This window comes from Listeria grandensis (assembly GCF_014322885.1).
Classification (GTDB): domain Bacteria; phylum Bacillota; class Bacilli; order Lactobacillales; family Listeriaceae; genus Listeria_A; species Listeria_A grandensis.
The window spans coordinates 18,558-43,653 of the sequence record NZ_JAASUG010000012.1; the positions used below are offsets into that span (position 1 = coordinate 18,558).

The window sequence follows — 25,096 nt, forward strand, 5'->3', positions numbered from 1 at the left end:
AACGCATCCTAATTCATCATCAAAAGAGAGAGTATATAGAATATACTCTCTCAGGTTACAGTCAAGCATTTCTTAAATCGATATGCGTTTACTTATTTTCCGTCAATATACGTTGTTTTGAACGTATAGTCTGGACCAAACGCATTTTTTTGTAGATCTTTCACGTATGGTTGTTGCAAGAATGCTTTCGCACGTTGGTAAAGTGGTTGAATCGCATAATCTTCTTCAATTAGAATTGGTTCAGCTTTAAGCATTTCATCCCAACGAGCTTGTGTATCACCAGCAAGTGGACCCGCTGCTTGATCAATAATTTTATCGTAAGCTGGGTTTGAATAGCTCATTCTGTTTTGTGTGTTGCCAGTTCTGAACAAGTTCAAGAATGTTGATGGATCTTGATAGTCAGGGCCCCAAGCGCTTAGAGCGAAGTCATAATCTTGTTTTTGGTCATTCGCTAAACGGATTTTGAATGGTACGTTTTTAAGTGACACTTTAAGACCTGATAGATTTTTTTGCCATTGGTCTTGTAAGAATTCACTTGATTTTTTCGCATTTTCCGTGTCATCACTTGTAAATTCAAGGTTTAAGGAAGTAACGCCTAGCTCTTTCAAGCCTTGTGTCCATGCTTTTTTCGCTTCTGCTAAATCGTAAACGCCAACATCGCCAACTTCATCGCGGTAGTCTTTGTTATCTTTAGGATCGAAAGTGAATTTCTTAGGAACTAATCCGTTAGCTGGGATAGAACCATTTTGTAGTACTGTATCCACATAGCTTTGTTTATCAACAGACAATGCCAATGCTTTACGGATGTTTTTATTCGCTAATGGCGTTTTCTTACCATTACGTTCTTGGTTAAATTTAATGTAGAATACAGAAGATTCTTCTTCTACTTTATAGTCATCTTTATTTTTGTTTTGTACAGCATATTCAGCTGATAATAGCGCCTTATCTAGTTTACCAGTGTTGTATAGGTTAACACTTGTTCCAGAATCTTGAACTACTTGTACATTGATTTTATCAAGTTTCACTTTATCTTTGTCGTAGTAAGTATCATTCGGCACAAACGCCCAAGTTTTACCTGTTCCGTTCCAACCTGTTAACTTGAATGGACCATTGTAAAGAATACTATCGCTATCTAAAGCGTATTTGTCACCTTTACTTTCCACGTATTTTTGGCTAAGTGGGAAGAAGGTTGGGAATGCTAGTAATGAATCGAAATAAGCTGCTGGTTGAACCAAAGTTACTTCAAATGTATTATCGTCGACTGCTTTAACGCCTAATTCAGAAGGTTTTTTCTCACCTTTGATAATTTCAGAAGCATTTTGAACTAATCCATCAAATAAGTAGGAATATGTTGCTGCTGTTTTTGGATCAACGGCACGTTGCCATGAATATACATAATCTTTCGCTGTTACAGGGTCTCCGTTAGACCATTTAGCATCATCGCGAAGTTTGAATGTATAAACTTTTTTATCATCGCTTACTGTAGCTTTCTCAGTAGCGCCTGCCGGTTGTGCTACACCATCTTTATCAAGTGCATACAGACCTTCATTTGTTTGGTTAATTACGTTTAATCCAACTGCATCATCTGCTTTTGTACTGTCCGCTGATGGGATAAGAGCTGACTCCATCAAGTTCAATTCTTGTTTGGAATCCTTTGAGCCTCCACCAGATTTGGAATCGCTTCCGCCTCCACATGCTGCCAGTACTAAGCTTAGTACTAATGTTAATCCTAAAACTAAAAATAATTTAGATTTTTTCATTAGTAAACCTCCCTTTTTTATTTTTCAGAAAAATCATTTCGATTACTATTATACTCTAAAAATTTAGGCTTTGTAAATTATTTTTTCGAAATATACGAAAACAAGGATGAAAGTTATAAGTTATTGCAAAATTTCCACAAGATGACACAATTACTCTATTGCACCATTTGAAAGCATATACAAAAACTTTTGAAATCATTCAAGTAAACTATCTTACAATTCACTTTTCCCTTTTATTAAGTTTTCTGAATAAATAAATCGATTAAAATAATATCCCCCAAAGCCTCACTGCTTCAAACACGGTATGCACTTGAAAACAATGTTATTTCTGAAAGTACAACCACTCGAAAAGCAATCCACTAATATTTAGTAGGATTATATTTATTTATATACTTTTTTTCGCCATCTGTCTACATAAATACACTAAAAAATAAATAAACTTTTAAAAAAACTTTACAAAGCCTTAATATATGCGGTTTTCAGCGCTTTATTTAATGACAGAAAATTTCACTAGTTTTGTTAGATATTCAGCTTATTTAGGATTTCATTACCATTTTTACCTTTGCATAGAAGAAAGGCACCCCAAATTCGAATTCGGAGCGCACTTTCTACCTTTTCAATTATTTAATTTCAATCCATTGATACGAATACGGTGCTCCGAATAGATGTGTTACGAAACCTGTCATTTTTGGATTTTGTAGGGCTGCTACACCGTTTTGGTATAGTGGTGAAACTGCTGTGTCTTGTGAAATCAGGATTTTCTCAGCTTCTAGTAGGACATTCCAGCGTTCTTCTGGTTTTGTTGCCAATGTTGTAGCTGCTTCTTTTAGTAGTTTGTCGTATTCTGGGTTGGAATAGCTAGAACGGTTGTAACTGCTTGTTGTTTCGAATACGCCTAGGAATGTGGATGGATCTTGATAGTCTGGACCCCAACGAGCTAGTTGCAATTCGTATTGTTGTGTTTCATCCAATTTAAGGCGTGATTTATATGGAACGGTTTTGATGTTAATTTTTAGTCCGTCAAGGTTTGTCTCTAGTTCGCTTTGGATGTACTCGGACATTTTTTTACTGAACTCTTGGTCGTCGCCTAGGAATTCTAGTGTAATGTTATCTTGACCTAGTTCTTGTTTTGCTTTTTTCCAATAGGCTTGTGCTTTTGCTTTATCGTATGTTATTAAATCGCCATTTTCTTTACGGAAGTCTTCTTTTGTCGCTGGATTGAAGGTGAATTTCGATGGTACTAATCCGTCGATTGGTTCTGAGCCATTAGCAAGGACTGTATCTACCATTGTTTCCTTGTTGATGACTGTCGCGATGGCTTTACGAGCATTTTCGTTCGCCAAAACAGTCGCTTTTCCGTCAAGCTTTTGGTTGAATTTCAGGAAGTATACGAAAGCATCAAGACTTGATGTGAAGTCTGGGTCGCTTTGTTTTTGCTTCGCGTAGTCGCCAGAAAGTGTTGCACGATCTAGTTTACCAGTTGTGTATAGATTGACTGCGCTTCCTGGGTCTTTGATTACTTGTAAATTGATTTTGTCGAGTTTAATTGTACCTTTATTCCAGTATTTCGCATTTTTTTCGTACGACCATGATTTGCTTGTGTTATTCCAGTCTTTCATTGTGAATGCACCATTATAAATCATGTGATCGCTATCTTTCGCGTAATCCTTCCCTTGTTTCTCCACGTATTCTTCATTTTGTGGATAGAACGTCGGGAATGTCAAAAGTGAATGGAAATATGGTACAGGTTGTTCTAATGTTACTTCAAGTGTTGTATCATCAATTGCTTTTACGCCTAGCTCTTCTGGCTTCATCTCACCTGCTGTGATTTTGGCAGCATTTTTAACAACGCCACTAAAGATAACAGCGTATTCGGCCGCAGTTTTTGGATCTACTATTTTTCTCCACGAATATACAAAATCATTGGCTGTCACGGGTGTGCCGTTAGACCATTTGGCATCGTCGCGCAATTTGATTGTGTAAACGGTTTGGTCGTCATTGATTTGTGGATCTTCTTTAGCAACGCCTGGTTGTACTTGATCGTCTTTATCGAGGTAATATAAACCTTCGAACACGGTGTTTTGAGCCGTAAAACTGACACCGTCTGTTCCTTTTTTAGAATCCATAGATGGAATTTCAGCGGATTCCATCAGATTTACTGTTTTCTTCGTGGATTTATTTGCGTCATCTTTCGTCGCATCATTGCCTCCACATGCTACAAGAACCGCAGCCATTATGCTTAGCACAAGAGCTAGTACCCAACTTTTCTTCAATTTCATTTTTTACACTCTCCCTTTTTTGGATGTAAGAATACTATATACTATTTTTTCAGAAAAATAAAGTATTTTTTGTGAATTAGATTTATTTTATTATTTTATATAAATGCAAAAACCTTGCGCGCGTTAGTATTTTTAAGTGCTAAAGTTTTTTGTTAAGTTTAGTGAGTTAGTCTGAAATACTTAGATTTCTCTCATACGCATTCCCAGTTACTTTTTCGCCCTCCATCTCATTTAAAGCGTTTTCATAATGGCTATATTTAGGGAAAAGTTCACATTCTATCTACAGTAATGGCATAATATATGGCTTATACTTTAGTTGGGAGGTAGGAATTGTTTGTAACTCTCGAATTCAAAATAAACACATAAAATAGAAAAGGAGATTAGAAAAATGAAAACATTGTTAGCAGTAACATTAGCAGTAAGTTCTACACTAGGCGTGCTATTAGGGGTTATTAATGATAATCCTCAGCAAGCTTATGCTCAAACCATAAAAAATAACTCGCTCCATGAAGGGGAAACAGAGTTAGGGGCCGAATTTTTAGGGACTAAGAAATTTAATTCGCCTACATTCCCTCAAGCAAAAAATGGATATACCGCAAATGAAAATCAATTTACAATAACAGCTTCACCCTATCAAATCGGGAATACCTATGTTACTGGTACGTATTCTGGAACAGACTTAAGCGCCATCACCAAAGTAATGCTATTAGTTGACGGTGTTATTGTAAAAAACGGGGCTTTCAATCAAACTACAAATACATTTCAAATACATGCCAGTAGTCTCGTCACTAGTGTTAGCCAAAAAGTAGAAGTCGCTTTGTTTAGTGGAAACACTGAATTGAAGCGGGCAGCTGTATCTGTGTCTGTTCCTCCCGTCAATGATTATGTTGTGACTCCTTCCCCGTACCAAATTGGAAGTACCACAGTCACTGGCACATATTCAGGTACTAACCTAGATAAGATCACCAAAGTGGTACTACTAGTCGATGGCGTTATCGTGAAAAATGGGACTTTCAATCAGACTGCAAAAACATTCCAAATCTCTGCAGGTGGCCTTGTTACAGATATTTACCGCAAAGTGGAGGTTGCTTTATTTGATGGGAATAAAGAATTGAAGCGGGCACCTGTTTCAATTGTCAGCGATTACAATTTAGCAGTTTCACCCTACCAACTCGGAAACGCATCTATTATCGGCACCTACTCTGGAACTAACTTGAACTATATCACCAAAGTAGCACTATTAATTGATGGAGTTGCTGTCAAAGATGGTACTCTGAATATGGCTACAAAAACATTTCAAATCCCTACAAGTGGTCTTATCAAAGATGTGAATCAAAAAGTGGAGGTTGCTTTATTTGCGGGAAATATGGAAGTGAAGCGTGCAACAGTTTCAATCATCGGTAGTAATAACTTGATTGCTTCACCTTACCAAATTGGGCATTCTTACGTCACCGGTACGTATTCTGGCACTGACGCAGATTCAATCACTAAAATAGTACTGCTGATCGATGGCGTTATCGTGAAAAATGGTAGCTTCAACGCTACTGAAAGAACATTTCAAATTTATGCGGGTGGTCTTATCACCAGTAATAAACAAAAAGTAGAAGTGGCCATGTTTATGGGAAATCAAGAGTTAAAACGTACATCAGTACCTGTATCAAGCTACGGCGATTATAATTTGACAGCTTCGCCGCATAAGATTGGAAATACCTATGTTACTGGCACGTATAGCGGTACTTCCCTAGATGCTATCACAAAGATTGTACTATTAGTCGATGGTATTATCGTGAAAAATGGAGCCTTCAATCATACTACAAAAACGTTCCAAATCTATGCAAGTAATCTTATCACTAGTGATGCCAAAAAAGTAGAGGTAGCTATATTTGGTGATAATACGGAATTGAAACGCGCAACTGTGACGATTAATGCGAAATAATCGATGTCATCAAGAGGCACCCATTGACGAGACGTGACAAATATTTCTCTTCCTTCGATATATTTAAAAATGTCTAAAATAGAGCTTGTCCTAAAGTGCCAGATTGGTTGCTTCAGGGCAAGCTTATTTTTAACACCTTATTTCAATGTATACAAAAAAATGTGGTGGTCTTTTCAGGCTTTTTATGATAGAGTGGAGGAAGAATTTTGGATTGGATGGTGACATTTCTTGCTCAAGCGGGTAACAATTTTTGCGGTAATTCAAGAGATTTTGATTTTCTTTATTATGTTGACATTTTACTGGCAGGTTTCGTTGCTTTACTATATTAATGTTTCGTTTATTGTGTCAGCAGTCGTCTTTTTGATTGGGCTGCTATTGTATGTGATGCAGTCTGGTTTCTTTGATTTAATTCATTCAGGGATGCGTAAGGCGTTGCGACGAATGAAGCGTGAGGACGAGAATGAATTTGCAAATGTGCCTTTATCGGAATTGATGAACGTTGGTTATGTCAGTTTATTGCTTAGTTCTTTAGTGGTGCTTGCCACGAGCTTTATTGCACTTGCTTTTTATTATAATTGACGAGCGTACGATTTTTAGACCCATGTTAAACCATCAACTACCACTATTTTTGGCTGTCTGAGAGATAGAAAAATAGTGCTAGTCGATGGTTTTTTAATACGTTTATTTTTCCTATTTATGATCTAACAAGCTAGCCACCGAGTAATCATTCCTTCACTTAATCTGAAGCCTTATTTTGTAATCGTTTTCAAAAAGGGTTATTTTGTCACCAATTCACAGTATGTCTACAGTAATCTAGAAATAGATACAATATAATGGCAGTAGGAGCCATGTAATTATACGTCTGTCACTCCTAATTTCGAGGAACGTTGGGGAGACAAGAGAGAAAGGGTGTTAGCGAAATGAAAACAATTCTAGCAGCAACATTAACAGTGGGAGCAGTATTAGGGATATTATGGGGAATCATGACTCATCAGCCGCAACAAGCTTTGGCACAACCCAACGTAAACGATACCTTGATTATCACGCAATCCTATGGTTTAGTCGAAGGGTTTGCCATACCGCAAGCAGAGGTTATTTTTTCGGATACAAAAGGAAATACAACATCAACAATCGCAGATAAGACAGGCAAGTTTTCCCTGAATATTTCCAAAGAACTTCCATTGCATAATGGGACAATAAGTATTCGGCAAAAAATAAACGGAGTGACAGGCCCTACTCACACATTTACCGTTGGGTGGATGATGTCTATTTCAAAATGTACGGCAACAGAACTCACTGTATCTGGAAAGCCTAATACCGATATACAAATTCGAATTGGGAAAGAAACTATGTTAAGCCAAGGAAAAACAGATAATAATGGGAATTACACAGCAAATATATCCAATGTTCCCGTAGGAAGTGACCTCACGATCATTCAAATGAACGGAGGAATAGAGTTTCACAAGTCTTATAAGCTGCCTCCTGTTCCCCCTAAGTTTACCGTCACTGAGTCAACGTTAGCTGGAATTAAAGGAATCGGTTTACCTCGTGGAATAATAAGGGAACATCAAGGTATCTATGGTTATTATACTTCCGACAATGGAACATTTCTTATAGGTTTTCCTCTATACTCGGGACAACCTGCACTAGGCTCCAAACTATATTATTATCAACTGAAAGATAACCGTTCTGGCCCTGCACAAGAAGTCCTTGTAGGATGGTCACAACACGTCAATCCAGTGACAGAAGCTACATCTGACCTGACTGGAACTGGAAAACCGAACACACAGACACGTGTCCAAACAGAAAATGGGCAACTTTTAGGACAAGGGACATCAGGCAGTAACGGGCAATACGCCATCAACATTACCAAGCAAAAAGCAAACACCAAACTTCAGGTGATTCAAACGATAGCTGGCACGGATTATATGTCCACCATAAGCGTAGAAAAAAATTCATATACAGTCAGCCCTTTCCCCTTCCAACTTGGTAATACCGCTGTTACTGGTACGTATGCTGGGACTAACCTTGATGCTATCACCAAAGTCGTCTTGTTAGTCGATGGCGTCGTCGTGAAAAATGGAGCATTCAATCCTGCGACTAAAACCTTTCAAATTTATGCAGGCGGTCTTATCACCACCCTGCAACAAAAAGTCGAAGTCGCTCTGTTCCATGGCAACACAGAACTTAAGCGGGCGCCTGTATCCGTCACTGGCACGTATAACTTAAGCCCTTCCCCGTACCAACTTGGCAATGCCTCTGTTACCGGTACGTATGCAGGGACAGACCTCACCACCATCACGAAAGTGGTACTACTCGTCGATGGGGTCATTGTGAAAAATGGGGCGCTGAATACTTCTGCCAAAACATTTCAAGTCTACGCAAGTGGCCTGATCACGAACCTACAACAAAAAGTCGAAGTCGCCTTGTTTAGTGGAAATACAGAATTAAAACGCACACAAGTATTCGTCGGTGGCAAATATAATTTGATTCCCTCCCCCTTCCAACTTGGAAATACCACTGTCAGCGGCTCGTATTCGGGCACTGGTTTAGAAGCGATCACCAAAGCAGTCTTGCTCGTCGATGGGGTTGTCGTGAAAAACGGGGCGCTAGATCCAGCTACCCAAACGTTTCAAATTTATGCCGGTGGGCTCGTTACAAGCACGAATCAAAAAGTGGAAGTCGCCTTGTTTAATGGTACGGTAGAGTTGAAGCGTGCGCCTGTGACCGTATCTGTCAAAAAGGAATATAGTCTAACCGCTTCCCCCTATCAAATGGGAAGTCCCTCTGTCACAGGTAGCTATTCTGGTACAGATCTAAGCGCTATCACGAAAGTTGTGCTACTAGTGAATGGAACTGTCGTGAAAAATGGGGCTTTAAATACGACCGCAAAAACGTTTCAAATTTATGCAAGCGGCCTCGTTACAAACGCTAATCAAAAAGTCGAAGTGGCTTTGTTTAGCGGAAATACAGAGCTAAAACGCGTGCTCGTAACAGTGAAGTAGACACCGATTTAAGAAGTAGTTCCACCGATGAGTTTTATGAAGCATTGACGCATGACACATTTCTTGCTATTATGAGGATATATATTTGAAATGTGTTAGCAAAAAGATTAGTAAATTTAGGCATCGCTTCCTTTAGAGAATCTGTGGTTGGTGAAAACAGATAGTGACCTTTTTTGAATGGACTTTTTGGCATCATTTGTGAACGGTGAAGTAGCAAATGGCGGGTTAGACCGTTATCTCTAGAAATGTTGTTACATTTCGCTAAGTGGCTTCGCGTTCGGAGCACTTAGGGTGGTACCGCGGATTTTAACGTTCGTCCCTATTTTTCATGTAGGGATGGGCGTTTTTTTGTAGTTAATTGAAGGAGGAAATGATAATGAAAAAGACAATTTTTTCGGGAATTCAACCGAGCGGTGATCTAACTTTAGGAAATTATATTGGGGCTTTGAAGCAATTTGGGCAGTTTCAGGAGGATTATAATTGTTTCTATTGTATCGTGGATGAGCATGCGATTACTGTCCCGCAAGACCGCTTGAAACTGCGCCAAAGTATTCGTAATTTAGCGGCGCTTTACTTGGCGGTTGGGCTTGATCCAGAGAAATCGACGCTATTCATTCAGTCGGAGGTTCCGGCCCATGCGCAGGCTGCTTGGATTTTGCAGTGTAATGTGTACATTGGTGAGTTGGAACGGATGACGCAATTTAAGGATAAGTCGACTGGTAAGGCTGGTGTGAGCGCTGGTTTGTTGACGTACCCACCTCTGATGGCTGCAGATATTTTGTTATATCAGACAGATCTTGTTCCAGTTGGTGACGATCAGAAACAACATATTGAATTAACGCGTGATTTGGCGGAGCGTTTTAATAAGAAAAATGAGGACGCAAATGTGTTTGTTGTCCCAGATATTTATGTTGCGAAAGCAGGCGCTCGTGTCATGTCACTGCAAGATCCGACACGCAAAATGAGTAAGTCAGATGAGAACAAGAAGAACGCGATTTTCTTGTTAGATCCGCCAAACGTCATCACGAAAAAAATTAAGAGTGCAATGACGGATTCTTCTGGAGTTGTGCAGTTTGATAAAGAGAATAAGCCTGGTATCTCGAACTTGCTTTCCATTTACTCCGCGATGACTGGCGAATCGATCAAGGATTTGGAAGCCAAGTATGATGGCAAAGGATACGGTGATTTCAAATCAGATCTTGCTGAGGTTGTCGTTGCTGAGCTGGCGCCTGTTCAGGAACGCTATGCGCATTTTTTGAAGTCGCCTGAACTCGATGATATTTTGGATCAAGGTGCAGAGAAAGCCGCTCGTGTTGCTAATAAAACGCTGAAAAAGATGGAAAATGCGATCGGTCTAGGTCGTAAAAGAAGAAAATAAGAAGAAATCCCGTCTTGATTTTTCCAATTGGAGAAGCCAAGACGGGATTTTTAGATTAGATAATGTTTAATTCTACGTCGATGTTACCGCGTGTTGCTTTTGAATACGGACAAACTTGATGTGCTGTTTCTACTAGCTTTTGCGCTGTTTCGGCATCGACGCCTTCGATATGGACGTTTAGAACAACACCGATTTTGAAGCCGTTATCTTCTGGGTCGCTGTACAAAGAGACGGTTCCTTCTACTGTGCTTGCTGCTTCGATTTTTTGTTTTGACATCACAAGTTCTAATGCGCTGTTAAAACATGCCGAGTAGCCGGCTGCAAATAATTGTTCAGGATTGGAGCCAGAACCACCTTCGCCGCCTAGTTCTTTTGGTGATGAGATGTCTTGAAAAAAGATATTGTCTGGCGAATGTACTTCGCCTTTACGTCCACCTGTGTTGATAACTGTTGTTTCATATAATTTTTTCATGTTTCGTTCCTCCATTATTTTCTTGAATTTTGGTCGTCAGTTCTTGTATTCCCTGCAACATCTGGACGTAATCTTCTTGCGTAAAGGCAAGCTTAGAAATGCAATCATCGACACTTGAGAATACGGCTTGTTTCATATCGATCGCTTTTGTTGTGAGCTCGATGTACACTTTGCGTTCGTCTGTTTTACTACGGGATCGTTTGACTAGGTCCACACCTTCCATTCGCTTCAACATTGGTGTTAAGGTTCCGCTGTCAAGCATTAGGTGGGTACCAAGCTCTTTCACGGTTTGCTTCGGTTCTTCCCAAAGCGCGAGAAGGACTAAATACTGAGGATAAGTAAGGTGAAAAGGATCTAGCGCCTGTCGATAAAATTTCGTAAATTCACGTGAGGCGGTATAAATGGAAAAACATAATTGTTCTTCTAGGATTCGTGTTTGGCTTGCCATGATTCTTCCTCCTATTTAATTTGTGCGCAATTTAATTGTAAACCATCTTTTTGATAAAGGCTATTTTTTTGCTCAGGAAAAAGGAGATACCTTTAAAATCAGGCATCTCCTTATGATTTATGATTGATATTTCTTAAATACTAATGTCGCGTTGTGTCCGCCAAAACCAAAGGAATTGGACATCGCAACGTCAACGTTCATTTCGCGAGCTACGTTTGGAACATAGTCTAAATCGCAGACTGGATCCGGATTATTTAAATGAATCGTCGGTGGTACAATACTGTCGCGAATCGCAAGTACACTGAAGATCGCTTCGATTCCGCCAGATGCGCCCAGCGTGTGTCCTGTCATTGATTTTGTGGAGCTGATGGCAAGTTTTGGAGCGTTATCGCCGAATACAGTTTTGATGGCTTGTGTTTCGTAATCGTCATTATACGGTGTACTCGTTCCGTGAGCATTGATATAGTCCACCCCATCCACGCCAATTCCAGCGTCATTTAACGCCATCTTCATCGAACGGGCGGCACCTTCTCCACCTGGAGCTGGAGCTGTGATATGATACGCGTCACCAGTTGCACCGTAACCAACAATTTCAGCATAAATTTTAGCACCACGGGCTTTGGCATGTTCTAATTCTTCTAAAATGAAGATTCCTGCGCCTTCTCCGATGATAAAGCCATCACGATCAGCATCAAACGGGCGGCATGCTGTTTCTGGATCGGGATTTAGTGACAAAGCTTTATTGGCAATGAAACCTGCTACCGACATCTTCGTGATTGGCGCCTCGGCACCACCAGTGATCATGATGTCCGCGTCTCCGCGTTGAATCACTTTGAAAGCATCACCAATTGAATTTGTCGCAGTCGCGCATGCTGTCACGGTTGCTGAGTTAATGCCTTTTGCGCCGTGGCGAATCGAAACTTGACCACTCGCCATGTCTGGGATCATCATCGGTACGAAAAACGGGCTAACGCGGCGATGTCCACGATCTAAAAAGACTTCAAATTGTGATTCAAATGTTTCCATTCCACCGATTCCTGAACCGATCCAAACACCAACACGTTCGGCATTGGAGTCGTCTATCGTTAAGCCTGCATCTGCAACCGCCATATCAGAACTTGCAATCGCGTAATGCGTAAAGCGGTCCATTTTGCGGGCGTCCTTCTTCTCAAGGTATTTCTCGATATCAAAATCCTTCAGTTCCGCAGCTATTTTGACTGGGTAATCATCTGGATTAAGCCGTGTAAGTTCTGCAACACCGTTGACACCTTTTTTGGCGTTCTCCCAAGCTGTCTGGGCGTCATTACCTATTGGAGTAACGGCACCAACACCTGTTACTACGACACGTTTCTTCTCCATTATTTCATCTCCTCTTCTACAATTATCACACAAAAAATAACTTCCGCTAAATGAACGGTAGTTGGTCATACAAAAAATGCTATTACTAATAACAAAATATAAAAAGACACCTTCATTATATCATAAATAAAATCCAATTTCTTAAAAAGTCGTTATTTGTTCGGCTGATTTAAAAAATAGTCTGGGATCAACTTATGTTATCCCAGACGTGATAGTCGCTTATTTACCCCATTTAAGGATTAGCGCGCCCCATGTTAATCCTCCGCCAAAACCAACGAGCAGGATGTTGTCATCATCATTAATGCGGCCTTCTTCTACTGCATCGACGAGCGCTAACACGATGGAAGATGCGGAGGTATTACCATATTTGTGTACGGTTTTCATCAGTTTTTCTTCTGGTAAACCTAGGCGCTCGCGTGATGATTCCATAATGCGGATATTTGCTTGATGCGGAATGAGTAAGTCTAGTTCTTCTTTTTCCATTCCTGCTTTTTCGAGAACGCGTAAAGATGCTTCCCCCATTTGACGCACTGCAAAACGGAAAACTTCACGGCCGTTCATGTATAATTTGCGTTTTTCATTGAGGTTGAGGTATTTTCCGCCAGATCCGTCTGAACCGAGATCAAAGGAAAGCAAACCACGACCGTCAGATACTGGTCCCATAACAACTGCTCCCGCGCCATCACCAAATAGAACGGCTGTGCTACGATCATCCCAATCTGTAATTTTGGATAGTTTATCTGCGCCCACAACGACGATATGCTTGTACGCACCTGTTTGGATGAATTGAGCCGCTGTAACTGTACCAAATGTGAACCCTGCGCAAGCTGCTTCTAAATCCATAGCTGCTGCTTTATTGGCGCCTAAACGGTCTTGAATAATGTTACCCACAGATGGGAAATTAGATTCTTGTGTGACTGTTGCAACAATAATTAAATCGATATCTGCGGGTGTCAATCCAGCATTTTCGATTGCTGCTTTGGCTGCTTCATAAGCCATATCATGTACATATTCATCATCACGTGCAATGCGACGTTCTTCGATTCCAGTTCTTGTGCGAATCCACTCATCGGACGTGTCCATTATTTTTTCTAAATCTGCGTTCGTTACCACGCGTTCTGGTACGTATTTGCCTACACCTAAAATACCTGCATTCATTTCGTATTCCTCCAAGAAAAATTAGTTTTGAAACGACTTAACTCGTTTCGGGATATGACATATAAAAAGAATAATTGCTGGTTTTGCGAACTTGTTGGTGGTAATTTCGGGATTTTTGAGCCTCGCGCATTTCGTGTAGTGAATTGGCGAGGCTTTTTGATTTTGTAGCTGTTCCCAATCTAGCCTCGCACGCCATCCCCTCGGAAATAGTGGTAAACACGGCAAAAGCTTAAGTGATAGCTTTCACCCTGCTTACCACTATTTCTGTCGGGGATGAACGGGCGTGTTCGGTTTTTTTATTACCTGGTCCTAATTTTAACAGACAATCATACATTTAACAATAGAAAACATCTGATTTGGCTTGTGAAGAAGTACATTAATATGATATCATGACCCAAAATTCTTTCATCCCATTCTCCCACTCTCTTCTTCCTAAATTAAACCAATGAAAAAAATTTTATACATCAGGAAATATTGTCTCCAAGCATGGGCGCCAAAATCCTCCTCCAGCAATACTACATTCACGTCTTCTTTTTCAAAAATGCCGAAAAAGAGCTGACTCACAATGCCAACTTTGACACCTTGAACAAGCTCCAATTAAACATATTTAAATAAAAATAATAACTAATGGAAATAGAAAACTTCCCCGTTATTTGATTACTCGAAATAGAAACATCAGCATCTATTGAAATTTGGTGCTATATAGTAATATTCCCAACAATAGCATCTGTCATACGAGCCATTCGTGCAATATTTTTTACATCATGCACTCGAAAAATACGACAACCTTTTGATATCCCGAAAACAACAGTTGCGCCCGTCCCTTCCATTCTTTCGTGCACTGGTAAATCCAATACTAAACCAATGGTAGATTTCCGACTCGTTGCCAGTAATACATCATAACCTAGCACTACAATTTCATCTATGTGGCGCAGTATCTCTAAATTTTGTTTGTCCGTTTTTACAAAGCCAAAGCCAGGATCCAGTATAATATGCTTATCAGGCACCCCTACATCTTTACATATTCCTACACTTTCCAACAAATCATTTTTTACATCTTCCATAAAATTAGTATAATTGGAATCTGAACGATTATGCATTAAACATATCGGTATGTTATGAATTTTCGCAAGTTCTGCCATACGACGATCGTATTTAGCACCCCATTCATCATTCAACATATTAGCACCTGCTTGAATTGCAAGTTCTGCAACCTCACTACGCCAAGTATCCACCGAGATAACAACATCAGGAAATGTCTCTCGGACAGCTTTAATTACTGGAATTACGCGCTTTATCTCTTCAGAAATAGAGACATAAGAATAACCAGGCCTCGTAGAAACACCTCCAATGTCGATAATATTGGCACCATCTCGAATCATCTCTCTCACATGCATAGTCGCGTCTTGTACTGTATTGTATTTTCCACCATCAGAAAACGAATCTGGAGTAATATTTAAAATCCCCATGATTAAGCTCGGCTGTTTAATTAATTCATTTTTACTCATCATTATCCCCCTCTTTGAAGAATATGTACCTCAGCTTTGTCTGCTACAGCGCTTAATTTAGTGCTTATCAATATAAACTGATCCCAAAATCAGGAATAGTTCTGGCGTAAATTTCTGATATATGGGCCACATTCCAAGCTAATTACGCCTAAACGGACTTTTTCCCAGCTGTCGAATAGTGAATCAAAGTCTCTAAATTATAAATCACTATTTTATTCCTTACTAATACTAGCAATCGATCGATAAAGTACAAACAAGCCTAAAACTTGGCACTCCATTTTCATAAACTCGACATATATATCATTTACTAAAAGCTAGGTGTAAAACACGGTTCATTAAAACAATCGTGCAACATATAACTGATGTTGCTACTACTTGAGAAATTAATACTATTATAATAAATAAAACAGCCTAGTAGCGTATTTTCATCATATATTCATAAAAGATTCACACATGAAAATTTTATGAATATATGAAAAGGCTTACAAAATTATTTTACCTTAGCTCTGTCTTTATGACCATTCTATTAAAAATAAACAAATACTTGGTCAATCTCTCACTTTTATGCTAGAATGAGTGGAAGAAACCTTGAACGGAGGTGTTGTGTCATGCGTTATATCATTACATTTTTCTGGGTGTTTATTTTGGCTCAAATGTCTGAGTATGTTGCGGCTTCAGTTATTGCAACGACTTACGACTTCACAATGGGAACAATTATGGCGGTCGCTATCTCTATCGCGATTTTCCTTATTCCTGTTTTAATGCCGAAAGAAAGCGAAACCTACGATATCAAATAAAAAAGTATGTTGACCAATCCATTTGGCCAACATACTTTTTTTGTTATTCTCCTAAATAATATTTATTTGTTGGTTTTAATTCCGCATCCAATTCGTACACTAATGGTACACCTGTTGGGATCTCGAGTTCCATTATATCATCGTCACTAATGCCTTCGAGAAACTTCACTAGTGCGCGCAAGCTATTACCATGTGCTGCAATAACTACCCGTTTACCGCTTTTGATTTCAGGGGCAATCGTGTCCATCCAATACGGAATCACGCGTTCTAATGTCACCTTCAAATTTTCGCCTGTTGGGATCGCGCTTGTATCAAGCAACTGGTAACGGCGGTCATTTTTTGCTTGGCGTTCGTCGTTTTCTTCCAACAATGGTGGCAATGTATCGTAGCTCCGACGCCATAATTGTACTTGGTCTGCGCCGTATTTGTCTGCAGTTTCTTGTTTATTTAAACCTTGAAGGGCACCGTAATGACGTTCGTTCAGACGCCATGATTTATATACTGGTATCCATAGTTGCTCGGAACCTTCTAACGCGTAATCAAGCGTCTTAATCGCGCGGGTTAGGACGGATGTGAACGCGACATCAAACTGAAGGCCCGCTTCTTTAATGAGCTCTCCTGCTTTTTTTGCTTCTTCCACACCTTGTTCTGATAGGTCAACATCATGCCAGCCTGTAAATAAGTTCAGTTTGTTCCATTCACTTTGCCCATGACGAATCAATACTAATTTCATTTCTTTCATCCTCTCCACGTTTCATTTTCGCTTCCATTTGCTTTTTTCCCTATAAAGTATAGTATAAAACTCCTCACCCAAAAAGCAAATCTGAGTAAGGAGTTTATCAACAATTATTCGCTAACTATCTCAAAATCAAACTGTCCATCTTGTAGTGTAATCGCGACCTCGGAATGTGGCATGATCTTTCCAGCAACGATTTCGCGAGCAAGTGGTGTCTCGATTTGACGCGTGATATAGCGTTTTAGAGGACGTGCACCATACACCGGATCGTATGCTTCCTCGGCGACAAAGCGTTTTGCATCATCAGTCATTGTAATTTTGATTTCTTGACCGGCTAGCCGTACTTGCAACTCAGCAACGACTTTCTCCACAATGCCTTTAATATTCTCAAGTGTTAGCGGTTTGAACAGAATAATATCATCTACCCGATTCAAAAATTCAGGCTTAAATGACGCTTGCAAAACTTCAAGGACATCTTCTTCCAGTTTTTCCGAGATCTCACCGTCTACCGTACGTTCTAGCAACATCGTTGAGCCGATATTGGATGTCATGATAATCACTGTATTTTTGAAATCGATAAGACGACCTTGTGAATCTGTGATACGCCCGTCATCGAGTACTTGCAACAAAATATTGAACACGTCTGGATGCGCTTTTTCAATTTCATCGAGCAAAATAATCGAGTAGGGGTTGCGTCGCACGGCTTCGGTTAGCTGGCCGCCCTCCTCGTATCCGACGTAACCTGGTGGCGCACCGACAAGCCTGGATACCGCGTGTTTCTCCATGTATTCTGACATGTCAATCCGAATCATATGATCTTCGGAATCAAAAAGATTGAAGGCAAGCGCTTTGGCAAGTTCTGTTTTTCCGACACCAGTTGGGCCTAGGAAAATGAACGAACCGATTGGGCGGCGCGGGTCTTTAATGCCGGCACGTGCACGAATCACAGCATCACTGACTAACTGTACCGCGTTTTCTTGACCAATCACCTTTTCGTGTAGTGAATCGGCGAGTTTCAGCAGTTTTTCCCGCTCTCCTTCGACCAATTTCGCTACTGGAATTCCGGTCCATCTGCCGACAATGTCCGCGATCTCATTCTCCGTCACTTCTTCTTGCAAAAGTCGATCCTCATTCGCGGTCTTTTCCCGGTTTTCTTCTTCCAACATCGCCAGTTCCTTTTCTACCTCAGGGATGCGACCGTGGCGAAGTTCAGCAGCTTTATTCAAATCGTAATTGTTCTCTGCTTCTTCTAGTTCATGACGCAAATGGTCAATCTGTTCGCGAACTTCACGAATTTTGCTAATCTCACTTTTCTCAGATTCCCATTTGGATTTCATTTTGTTGGCTTCTTCTTTGTAATCCGCCAGTTCTTTTTGGAGCATTTCCAAACGGCGAACACTAGCTGGGTCTTTCTCTTCTTTGAGTGCCGCCTCCTCGATTTCTAACTGCATCACTTTACGCGTTACTTCGTCGAGCTCACTTGGCATCGAATCGATTTCTACGCGAATTGTAGCACAGGCTTCATCGACCAAATCAATTGCCTTATCTGGTAAAAAACGATCCGTGATGTAGCGATTAGACAAACTCGCCGCCGCTACAAGCGCGTTATCATGAATATTAACCCCATGATGAATCTCAAAACGCTCTTTCAAACCACGCAAAATCGATACGGTATCTTCGACGGTTGGCTCTGGAACAAGTACTTTTTGGAATCGACGTTCTAGGGCAGGGTCTTTTTCGATGTATTGGCGGTATTCATCCAGTGTTGTTGCCCCAATACAATGAAGTTCACCGCGAGCAAGCATCGGTTTCAACATGTTACCTGCATCCATCGCACCGTCCGTTTTTCCAGCTCCAACGATCGTATGAATTTCATCGATAAATAGTAAAATCTCACCGTCACTATCCTTCACTTCTTGCAGGACGGCCTTCAAACGCTCTTCAAATTCCCCGCGATATTTCGCACCGGCAATCAAGGAACCGATATCAAGCGATATAATCGTTTTATCCTTCAAGCCTTCTGGCACGTCTTTGCGTACAATTCGTTGCGCCAAGCCCTCCACAATCGCGGTTTTACCAACGCCTGGTTCTCCAATTAAGACTGGGTTATTTTTCGTTTTTCGCGATAATATTCGGATGACATTGCGAATTTCGGCGTCGCGACCAATGACAGGATCTATTTTTCCGGTCCGCACTTCGGCAACTAAATCGCGACCATATTTTAATAGTGCTTCATATTGTTCTTCTGCATTTTGTGTTGTCACTCGTTTTCCTCCTCTGATTTGTAGTATCGCTTCGTTCAATTGTTTTTTCGAAATCTGAATCGCTTCCGTGATTGGGCTTTTTTTCTGATTCATAACGGCGAGTAAAAGATGTTCCGTTGATACATAGTCATCTTCTAGTTTTTGGCGTTCCTTCTCAGCGTCGGCGATTAGTTCATATAGCGAGCTACTCATTGCCTGTCCGTACTGAACATTACTTCCCGTCACACTTGGTAATTTCTCCATCGCAGCCTTTATAACGCCAACTAACTGTTTCACGTCGACTTCTGCTACCTCATATACCCGTTTGGCAAAATCGCTATGTTCTAGTAGTGCTGCAAATACGTGCAATGTGTCGATTTGTTGTTGCTTGCCTTCTACGGCTAATTGTTGGGCTGACGCGATCGTCTCTTGGACCTGTTGTGTAAATTTCTGCATTTCCATTGGATTAACGCACCTCGTTTCATCATTTTATTTACCTGCTTTTTTTCATTATAAGTGGTCTTATGTGAAAAATCCTCCGCTCTAAGATGGAGTTTTTTCTAATCTGACCTTTACTGACCATATAGTTATTATAGTCTTTTTTAACCATTTTGTCCACGGAAAGCGGCTGGAAAACTACGGCTTTTTATTTTTATTTTTTCGCGTATAATGAAAGTAACAGGAGGCGATTTGTGATGGGGAAAAAAGATGATTACAAGATTCAGTTGGAAAATATCGCGCATGTGGCACCGACAATGAATGCTGGAACAACGATTCTCTTTGTGATTCACGGTAAGCTCGTGATTGAAAAGGGGCGCCACGATTTTTCGCTTGTAAAAAATGATTTGATTGTCCTGAATCATAATGAGTACTACGCCGCGCGTGGCGATGATGAAACAATCGTCGTTCGCTTACATATGACTAGTCCCTTTTTTGCTTCGTATTATGCCGACTACTTCCAGTTTGCTTTTGATTGTGTATCCAATACGATTGATACTGGGCGCGAGCGGATGATTGCTCTGCTACGGAAGTATTTGGCGGAAATGATGATTGCCCAATCATACAAAACGGAGAGCAGTCAACTCGAGATACAGAGCGCTATGTTTCAAATCATGCTCCTCCTCACCCGCTTTTTCAAAAAGGAACTGGTACTAAAAGAAGGTGCCACTGTTCATGATACCCGAATTACGCGAATTACACAGCAGTTGGAGCAGCGCTTTGACGAGCAGATAACGTTGCAAGATATCGCAGAACAGGAATTCTTGTCGGTCTCCTATTTATCGCGTTATTTCAAAAAAGTGACAGGACTCGGATTTTTGCAATATTTGACGCAGATTCGCTTGAAGCATAGTTTGGATGATTTACGCGCAAGTTCGGCTAACATTTCACAAATTGCACAGAAAAACGGTTTTTCCTCTCCTAAAAATTTTACGACATCCTTCAAAGCCTACTATGGAAAAACACCTGCTACGTATCGTCAAGAGGCGTTAACCAGCCAAGCCTCACCGGAAAAAACGGAGGCAGCTTCGACGCAGACAAAACAAATCGCGCAATCACCTGATATTTTAGTGCAACTCGCGCAATACCGCCAAGCTGCGGAGCAAGTCAGCCTTGTCGATGAGGCTCCTTTTGAGAAAAAAGTCATTTCTTTATCTGCTAATAAAGCGACAACTGCGATTCCTGACCCGCTACATATTTTGATGATTGGTGAGCTAAAAGAAGCCTTGAAAGAGAATGTGCAGACACAACTCATGCTAGCAAAAGCGGAACTTCGCGTGCGCTATGTCGGAATCAGGCATTTAATTGGAGGCACGACGCTACTTCCTGACAAGGAAACCGATGAGAAATTACCAACCTCTTCTCCGTATGCCAACGCTGATTTGGCAATTGCCTATTTACAAAAACTCGATTTGCGGTTGTTCATCCGAATGGAATACCAGGAAACGATTGCTAATGAACCGCTTTATTTTCAAAAATTAGAGCAGTTTATGCGCCATGTTATGCAGGTTTTTGGGCGTGGTTTTGTTAGCAGTTGGCACTTCATGTACTTTGAGCCGCATCGAACGGCGGTTCCAAAAAAAGAATTGCAGCGTGTTTACTTGAAATTACAACAATTATTGAAAAGCTTTGATGCGCGAATCCAAGTTGGCAGTTATTTACCTTTTTCCGAGCGACGGGAAATGCCGCTACCCAGTCATGAATGGATGGTCGAGACGGCGGACGCCATCGATTTTGTGGCGTTTAATGCAAACCAGAACGAGGCGGTTGATTTCAGTAAAAGTGCCAATGAAGATTTCTTCGTGACGCAAGATTATGTTTTGTCAAAAACAAAAAAATTGAAGCAGTATTTGAAGCAACTTCAGATCGATAAACCCTTAATCCTAGCCAACTGGAACACTTTAACTGGGAACACGCGTTATACTAATGGCACTTTTTTTCGGGGCGCTTTAATTTTTCAAACTGTGCTCGCTGTGAGTTCAGAGGTGGCAGGGCTTGGTTTTTGGATCAATACAGAGCTTTATGAGGAGGAATTGCGCGAACATACGATTCGGCTTGATGGACTCGAATTATTCCACTTCTTCAACGGGAGGCGCCCTGCTTTTTACGCGCTACAATTCAAAGAACGTTTGCGAGGAGAAATCATAGCTCATGGAGAAGATTTTGTATTGACTGCGTTTGAGGACGGGTATCAGTTAGTTTTGCTAAACTGCACACATTTTAACCCGCTTTATTCTGTGGAGGATTCATTTTTGCGAGCACATCGGAAGGAATGGCATATTCGATTGCACGGATTTTTGGCTGGGCATTATCAATTACGAACATTCCAGTTTGATCGCGATAACGGGGCGCTGTATTCGAAGTATTGGGAACTTAACAGCAAGTATGGCTGGGATCAGGAAATGATGAATTATGTTGTCCAGGCTTCCAGGCCAACGCTTTCGGTAAGTGATGAGGCTATCAGCGATGATTGGTCCTTTTATGCTTACTTGGATATGAACGCGATTCATTTTTATGAATTTAGGCGTACAATATAGCAAATAATGAGCCTAGTACAAGAAGCTTTCAAATGAAAAATAGTGATACAAAATCCCAGTTGTAGATTTTGTATCACTATTTTTGTGATGCCAGCGCTCGATTTGCGCGTAGCAGGATCCACGTCCCACCCGAAAAAATGGGTCTCGTAATTACTGCCTATTTTGTCTCGGCCTACTTAGTTCTATACCCTTTCTCCCTCTCCATCTCTGCACACCATCCTATAAATATTTATGAAAGCTTTAAGAAATCTTTGCTTCATATTAGATTTAGTTCGCTATACTTTTAGCATGCAGGAAATTCACTCTTCTTGTATTGTCGTTACGAACAGGGGATAAAATAATTGAAACTAGCTATTTCAATCGTGGAGGTGTCATTATCATAGTAAGAAATATCAAATACAAAAAAGAAGGGGTTGAAATATAATGACAAGAACACAAATATATAAAGAAATAGATACATTCAGACTTGTAGCCGCTTTACTGGTCATCGCTATTCATACCTATCCATTTCTATCATTCAGTCCAGCGTTCGAAGTTATGTTTAGTCGCGTATTTGCTCGGGTCGCCGTGCCTTTCTTCCTGATGGTATCGGGCTACCTCCTAATCGGTCCATTTGTGAACAAGCCTTTTTATCCAAATCTTTCACGAATTAAAAACTTTTTGAAAAGAACAACTTACGTTTACTGTATTGCGATTCTTCTTTATCTTCCATTATCTGTTTACACTAATAAAATTTCTTTTGACACTTCTATTATAAGCACCTTGAAAATGATTTTTTTCAGCGGGACTTTCTATCATTTATGGTATTTTCCGGCGACGATTTTAGCCATTGCTTGGATCACTTTTTTATTAAAAAACATCTCGTTTACGTCAGTATTTGTCATTAGTATTGTATTGTACGTGATAGGGCTTGGTGGCGACAACTATTATAACTTTATTCAAGTATATCCTGTGATGGAGAGCTTTTATAATATTATTTTCCAAATTTTTGGGAATACTCGCAATGGATTATTTTTTGCCCCACTGTTTATCATGTTGGGCGCACTAGCTTACAAAAACATGCAAGTGGAACAACGAAGTTTGAAGCGATCGGAAATTATTTTATTCGTATGTAGCTTGCTGATGCTTATGCTAGAGGGCGCATACATACATTATTTAACAAAGCCAGCGTATGATGATATGTACATTTTCTTAGTACCTACCTCTTATTTATTATTTAGGTGGCTAATGACCTTACGCTTACCAGCTATTAGATATGCACGACCATTATCTTTACTACTTTTCTTATTGCATCCAATTGGAATTCTAATCGTCCGAGCTATTGCTAAAATACTCCATTTCGAAGTATTCCTTATCCACCACAGCATGCTACATTACATAGCAGTTGTCCTCATCACACTTGCTTTATCCTATATGTGCTTGTGGGTAAGTAGCAGTAGATTTTGGAAACATGCCAAACAAATCTTAAACCCGCGATAGGCTTGGCGCAAATGTGCTTCACCATATAAAAAGTCAGATGGAAGACCCCCTGTTTTTAAACCAATGAATCTTCCATCTTCTTCATGCTTTTACTGTCTGTTTCATGTTCGGAAGGAAGGCCACGATGACACATGTGATAATGGCCGCTACGGCGATCGCTATGAAAACCGTTTGGTAGCTTCCAAATGTGCCGACTAGTTGCGCAACAATCATCGGGGCAAAGACGCCGCCAAGTGTTGCGCCTGTATTGACGACGCCGGTTGCTGTTCCAACAATGGATTCGTGTAGCCGTTTGAGCGGCAAGGTGAACATCGTTGAAAAAATCATGACGGAACACATGTAGCATAGGAAAAGCCAGAATGTTAGCACGGCAATACTTTCGGAGCTGTAGACAAGAAGCGCTGCGCCCGCTGTAATGATCGATAGGACAAAAATGACACGTTTTTCGCGATGTTGGAAGTATCGACCGACAATGTAGGCTGTTCCAAAACTGCCAAGTAAGCTACCCAGCCCAGCGATGGCCACGATGACGGAAATCATGATGAGGGAAACGCCGCGCTCATCTGCTAAGTACGTTGGCGTCCAATTAGCAATCGTATAGAGCACGATATTGATACTACACATCGCGATAAATAATAAAACAACGACGGGATTGGTAAGCACTTTCCAAAATGGCATGGAGGCTTTTTGCTTTGGTGCACTGCTCTGTTGCTTTTCTTTATGCATATTAGGCAGTTTCCAGATGACTAGAATAAGTGCTAAGACAAACAGAAAAGCGATACAAAATACGGCGCCACGCCACCCAAATGCTCCGATAACAATCGGGATAAGTAGCGGTCCGATAATCGATGCGATTCCTGACGTGGAGATCAATATCGACTGAGCCCATGTTCTTTTTTCCATAGGATACGTGTCTGTGACGGTTCTTGCTGAGGACGTTGGATAACCCGCGTGACCAATTCCTGCGAAAAATCGCGCGGCAACTAAGGCTATCAGCGTCGAAGCGGAACCAAAGACGATTGATGCTATTGTAATGATGGATAGCGAGATAATAAGAACAAATTTGGAGCCTAATTTATCATTTAAATAACCAAATGGGATTTGCATGATTGAATAACCAATGAAAAAGGCCGAGAAAATATAGCTCTTTTCGTCAAGGCTCAAATTCAATTGCTCTGCAAGTGGTACCGCGATAACTCCAATTACTAGTTTATCGATGTAAATCGCGATGTATCCTAGAAATAAGATGGGCAATATCCCTTTTCTTTGTTGCGTTTTTTCCATGTCTCTCTCCTCCGATTTTTATTAATATGATTTATTTGAGGGAACTCTTTTTGGTAGAACGCTTTCATTTTTATTATAGCACCTGGATTTAATAGAACAAGGAGTTTTCTAAAAATTTGAAATATAGTTAAAAAACATGCCCCTTTTTTATGCTTCATCTTTTTTAGAACGGATCGAGGACAAAAATTAACCGTTTTCATAGCAAAAATTCTCTTATAT

General features: G+C 40.5%; 17 protein-coding genes and 1 other annotated feature. Of the genes, 7 read left to right on the forward strand and 10 right to left on the reverse strand.

The genetic code is table 11. The annotated features are described in order from the left end of the window. Positions 1 to 92: 92 nt before the first annotated feature. A complete protein-coding gene (locus HCJ54_RS13555; protein ID WP_187138026.1) occupies positions 93 to 1,760 on the reverse strand; it encodes a peptide ABC transporter substrate-binding protein in 1,668 nt (555 codons plus the stop codon). A gap of 620 nt (positions 1,761 to 2,380) precedes the next feature. Further along, positions 2,381 to 4,039 carry a peptide ABC transporter substrate-binding protein gene (locus HCJ54_RS13560; protein WP_187138027.1) on the reverse strand — a complete coding sequence of 553 codons (1,659 nt, stop codon included), beginning with the start codon at positions 4,037 to 4,039 and terminating at the stop codon, positions 2,381 to 2,383. 388 nt (positions 4,040 to 4,427) lie between these two features. Between HCJ54_RS13560 and HCJ54_RS13565 the strand changes: the two genes are divergently transcribed. The 4 genes from HCJ54_RS13565 to trpS all read left to right on the forward strand — a co-directional run bounded on the left by HCJ54_RS13565 (position 4,428) and on the right by trpS (position 10,358). Next, positions 4,428 to 5,975 carry an immunoglobulin-like domain-containing protein gene (locus HCJ54_RS13565; RefSeq protein WP_187138028.1) on the forward strand — a complete coding sequence of 516 codons (1,548 nt, stop codon included), beginning with the start codon at positions 4,428 to 4,430 and terminating at the stop codon, positions 5,973 to 5,975. A gap of 228 nt (positions 5,976 to 6,203) precedes the next feature. Then, a complete protein-coding gene (locus tag HCJ54_RS13570) occupies positions 6,204 to 6,554 on the forward strand; it encodes a DUF3899 domain-containing protein (protein ID WP_187138029.1) in 351 nt (116 codons plus the stop codon). A gap of 341 nt (positions 6,555 to 6,895) precedes the next feature. Next, positions 6,896 to 8,980 (forward strand): immunoglobulin-like domain-containing protein, encoded by a 2,085-nt coding sequence (locus HCJ54_RS13575; RefSeq protein ID WP_187138030.1) that lies wholly within the window; start codon positions 6,896 to 6,898, stop codon positions 8,978 to 8,980. Between the two features lie 88 nt (positions 8,981 to 9,068). Beyond that, positions 9,069 to 9,304: a binding site (T-box leader), on the forward strand. A gap of 52 nt (positions 9,305 to 9,356) precedes the next feature. Continuing rightward, positions 9,357 to 10,358 carry a tryptophan--tRNA ligase gene (gene trpS / locus HCJ54_RS13580; protein ID WP_187138031.1) on the forward strand — a complete coding sequence of 334 codons (1,002 nt, stop codon included), beginning with the start codon at positions 9,357 to 9,359 and terminating at the stop codon, positions 10,356 to 10,358. Positions 10,359 to 10,413: 55 nt separating this feature from the next. Here the strand turns inward: trpS and HCJ54_RS13585 are convergent, their stop codons facing one another. The 5 genes from HCJ54_RS13585 to folP all read right to left on the reverse strand — a co-directional run bounded on the left by HCJ54_RS13585 (position 10,414) and on the right by folP (position 15,306). After that, entirely contained in the window at positions 10,414 to 10,830 is a 417-nt protein-coding gene (locus tag HCJ54_RS13585) for an organic hydroperoxide resistance protein (RefSeq protein WP_187138032.1), read from the reverse strand. Beyond that, entirely contained in the window at positions 10,814 to 11,278 is a 465-nt protein-coding gene (locus tag HCJ54_RS13590; RefSeq protein WP_187138033.1) for a MarR family winged helix-turn-helix transcriptional regulator, read from the reverse strand. Before HCJ54_RS13590 ends, HCJ54_RS13585 begins: the two co-directional genes overlap by 17 nt. Positions 11,279 to 11,395: 117 nt before the next feature. Continuing rightward, positions 11,396 to 12,637, reverse strand: coding sequence for a beta-ketoacyl-ACP synthase II (fabF, locus tag HCJ54_RS13595; protein ID WP_187138034.1), 1,242 nt, complete (start codon positions 12,635 to 12,637; stop codon positions 11,396 to 11,398). A gap of 219 nt (positions 12,638 to 12,856) precedes the next feature. Then, positions 12,857 to 13,795: a beta-ketoacyl-ACP synthase III gene (locus tag HCJ54_RS13600; RefSeq protein WP_185410085.1), complete on the reverse strand. Its 939-nt coding sequence runs from the start codon at positions 13,793 to 13,795 to the stop codon at positions 12,857 to 12,859. Positions 13,796 to 14,493: 698 nt separating this feature from the next. Further along, positions 14,494 to 15,306: a dihydropteroate synthase gene (gene folP / locus HCJ54_RS13605; RefSeq protein WP_244966961.1), complete on the reverse strand. Its 813-nt coding sequence runs from the start codon at positions 15,304 to 15,306 to the stop codon at positions 14,494 to 14,496. Between the two features lie 605 nt (positions 15,307 to 15,911). Here folP and HCJ54_RS13610 point away from each other — a divergent pair. Continuing rightward, a complete protein-coding gene (locus HCJ54_RS13610; RefSeq protein ID WP_036066947.1) occupies positions 15,912 to 16,100 on the forward strand; it encodes a YjzD family protein in 189 nt (62 codons plus the stop codon). 43 nt (positions 16,101 to 16,143) lie between these two features. Here HCJ54_RS13610 and gpmA read toward each other — a convergent pair whose 3' ends face one another. Together gpmA and clpB are read right to left on the reverse strand one after the other, a co-directional pair. Continuing rightward, positions 16,144 to 16,833, reverse strand: coding sequence for a 2,3-diphosphoglycerate-dependent phosphoglycerate mutase (gene gpmA, locus HCJ54_RS13615; RefSeq protein ID WP_036067021.1), 690 nt, complete (start codon positions 16,831 to 16,833; stop codon positions 16,144 to 16,146). A 113-nt stretch (positions 16,834 to 16,946) separates the two neighbouring features. Beyond that, complete coding sequence (gene clpB, locus HCJ54_RS13620) at positions 16,947 to 19,541, reverse strand: ATP-dependent chaperone ClpB (protein ID WP_187138035.1); 2,595 nt, start codon at positions 19,539 to 19,541, stop codon at positions 16,947 to 16,949. Between the two features lie 233 nt (positions 19,542 to 19,774). Here clpB and HCJ54_RS13625 point away from each other — a divergent pair, with 233 nt between their 5' ends. Both HCJ54_RS13625 and HCJ54_RS13630 read left to right on the forward strand, forming a co-directional pair. Continuing rightward, the gene (locus HCJ54_RS13625; protein ID WP_187138036.1) at positions 19,775 to 22,114 is read left to right on the forward strand and encodes a helix-turn-helix domain-containing protein; all 2,340 of its coding nucleotides are present in this window, start codon (positions 19,775 to 19,777) and stop codon (positions 22,112 to 22,114) included. Between the two features lie 423 nt (positions 22,115 to 22,537). Then, positions 22,538 to 23,593: an acyltransferase family protein gene (locus HCJ54_RS13630; RefSeq protein WP_187138037.1), complete on the forward strand. Its 1,056-nt coding sequence runs from the start codon at positions 22,538 to 22,540 to the stop codon at positions 23,591 to 23,593. Between the two features lie 81 nt (positions 23,594 to 23,674). Here the strand turns inward: HCJ54_RS13630 and HCJ54_RS13635 are convergent, their stop codons facing one another. Next, on the reverse strand, positions 23,675 to 24,877 hold the full coding sequence (locus HCJ54_RS13635; protein ID WP_187138038.1) for an MFS transporter: 1,203 nt from the start codon (positions 24,875 to 24,877) through the stop codon (positions 23,675 to 23,677). Between the last annotated feature and the right edge of the window lie 219 nt (positions 24,878 to 25,096).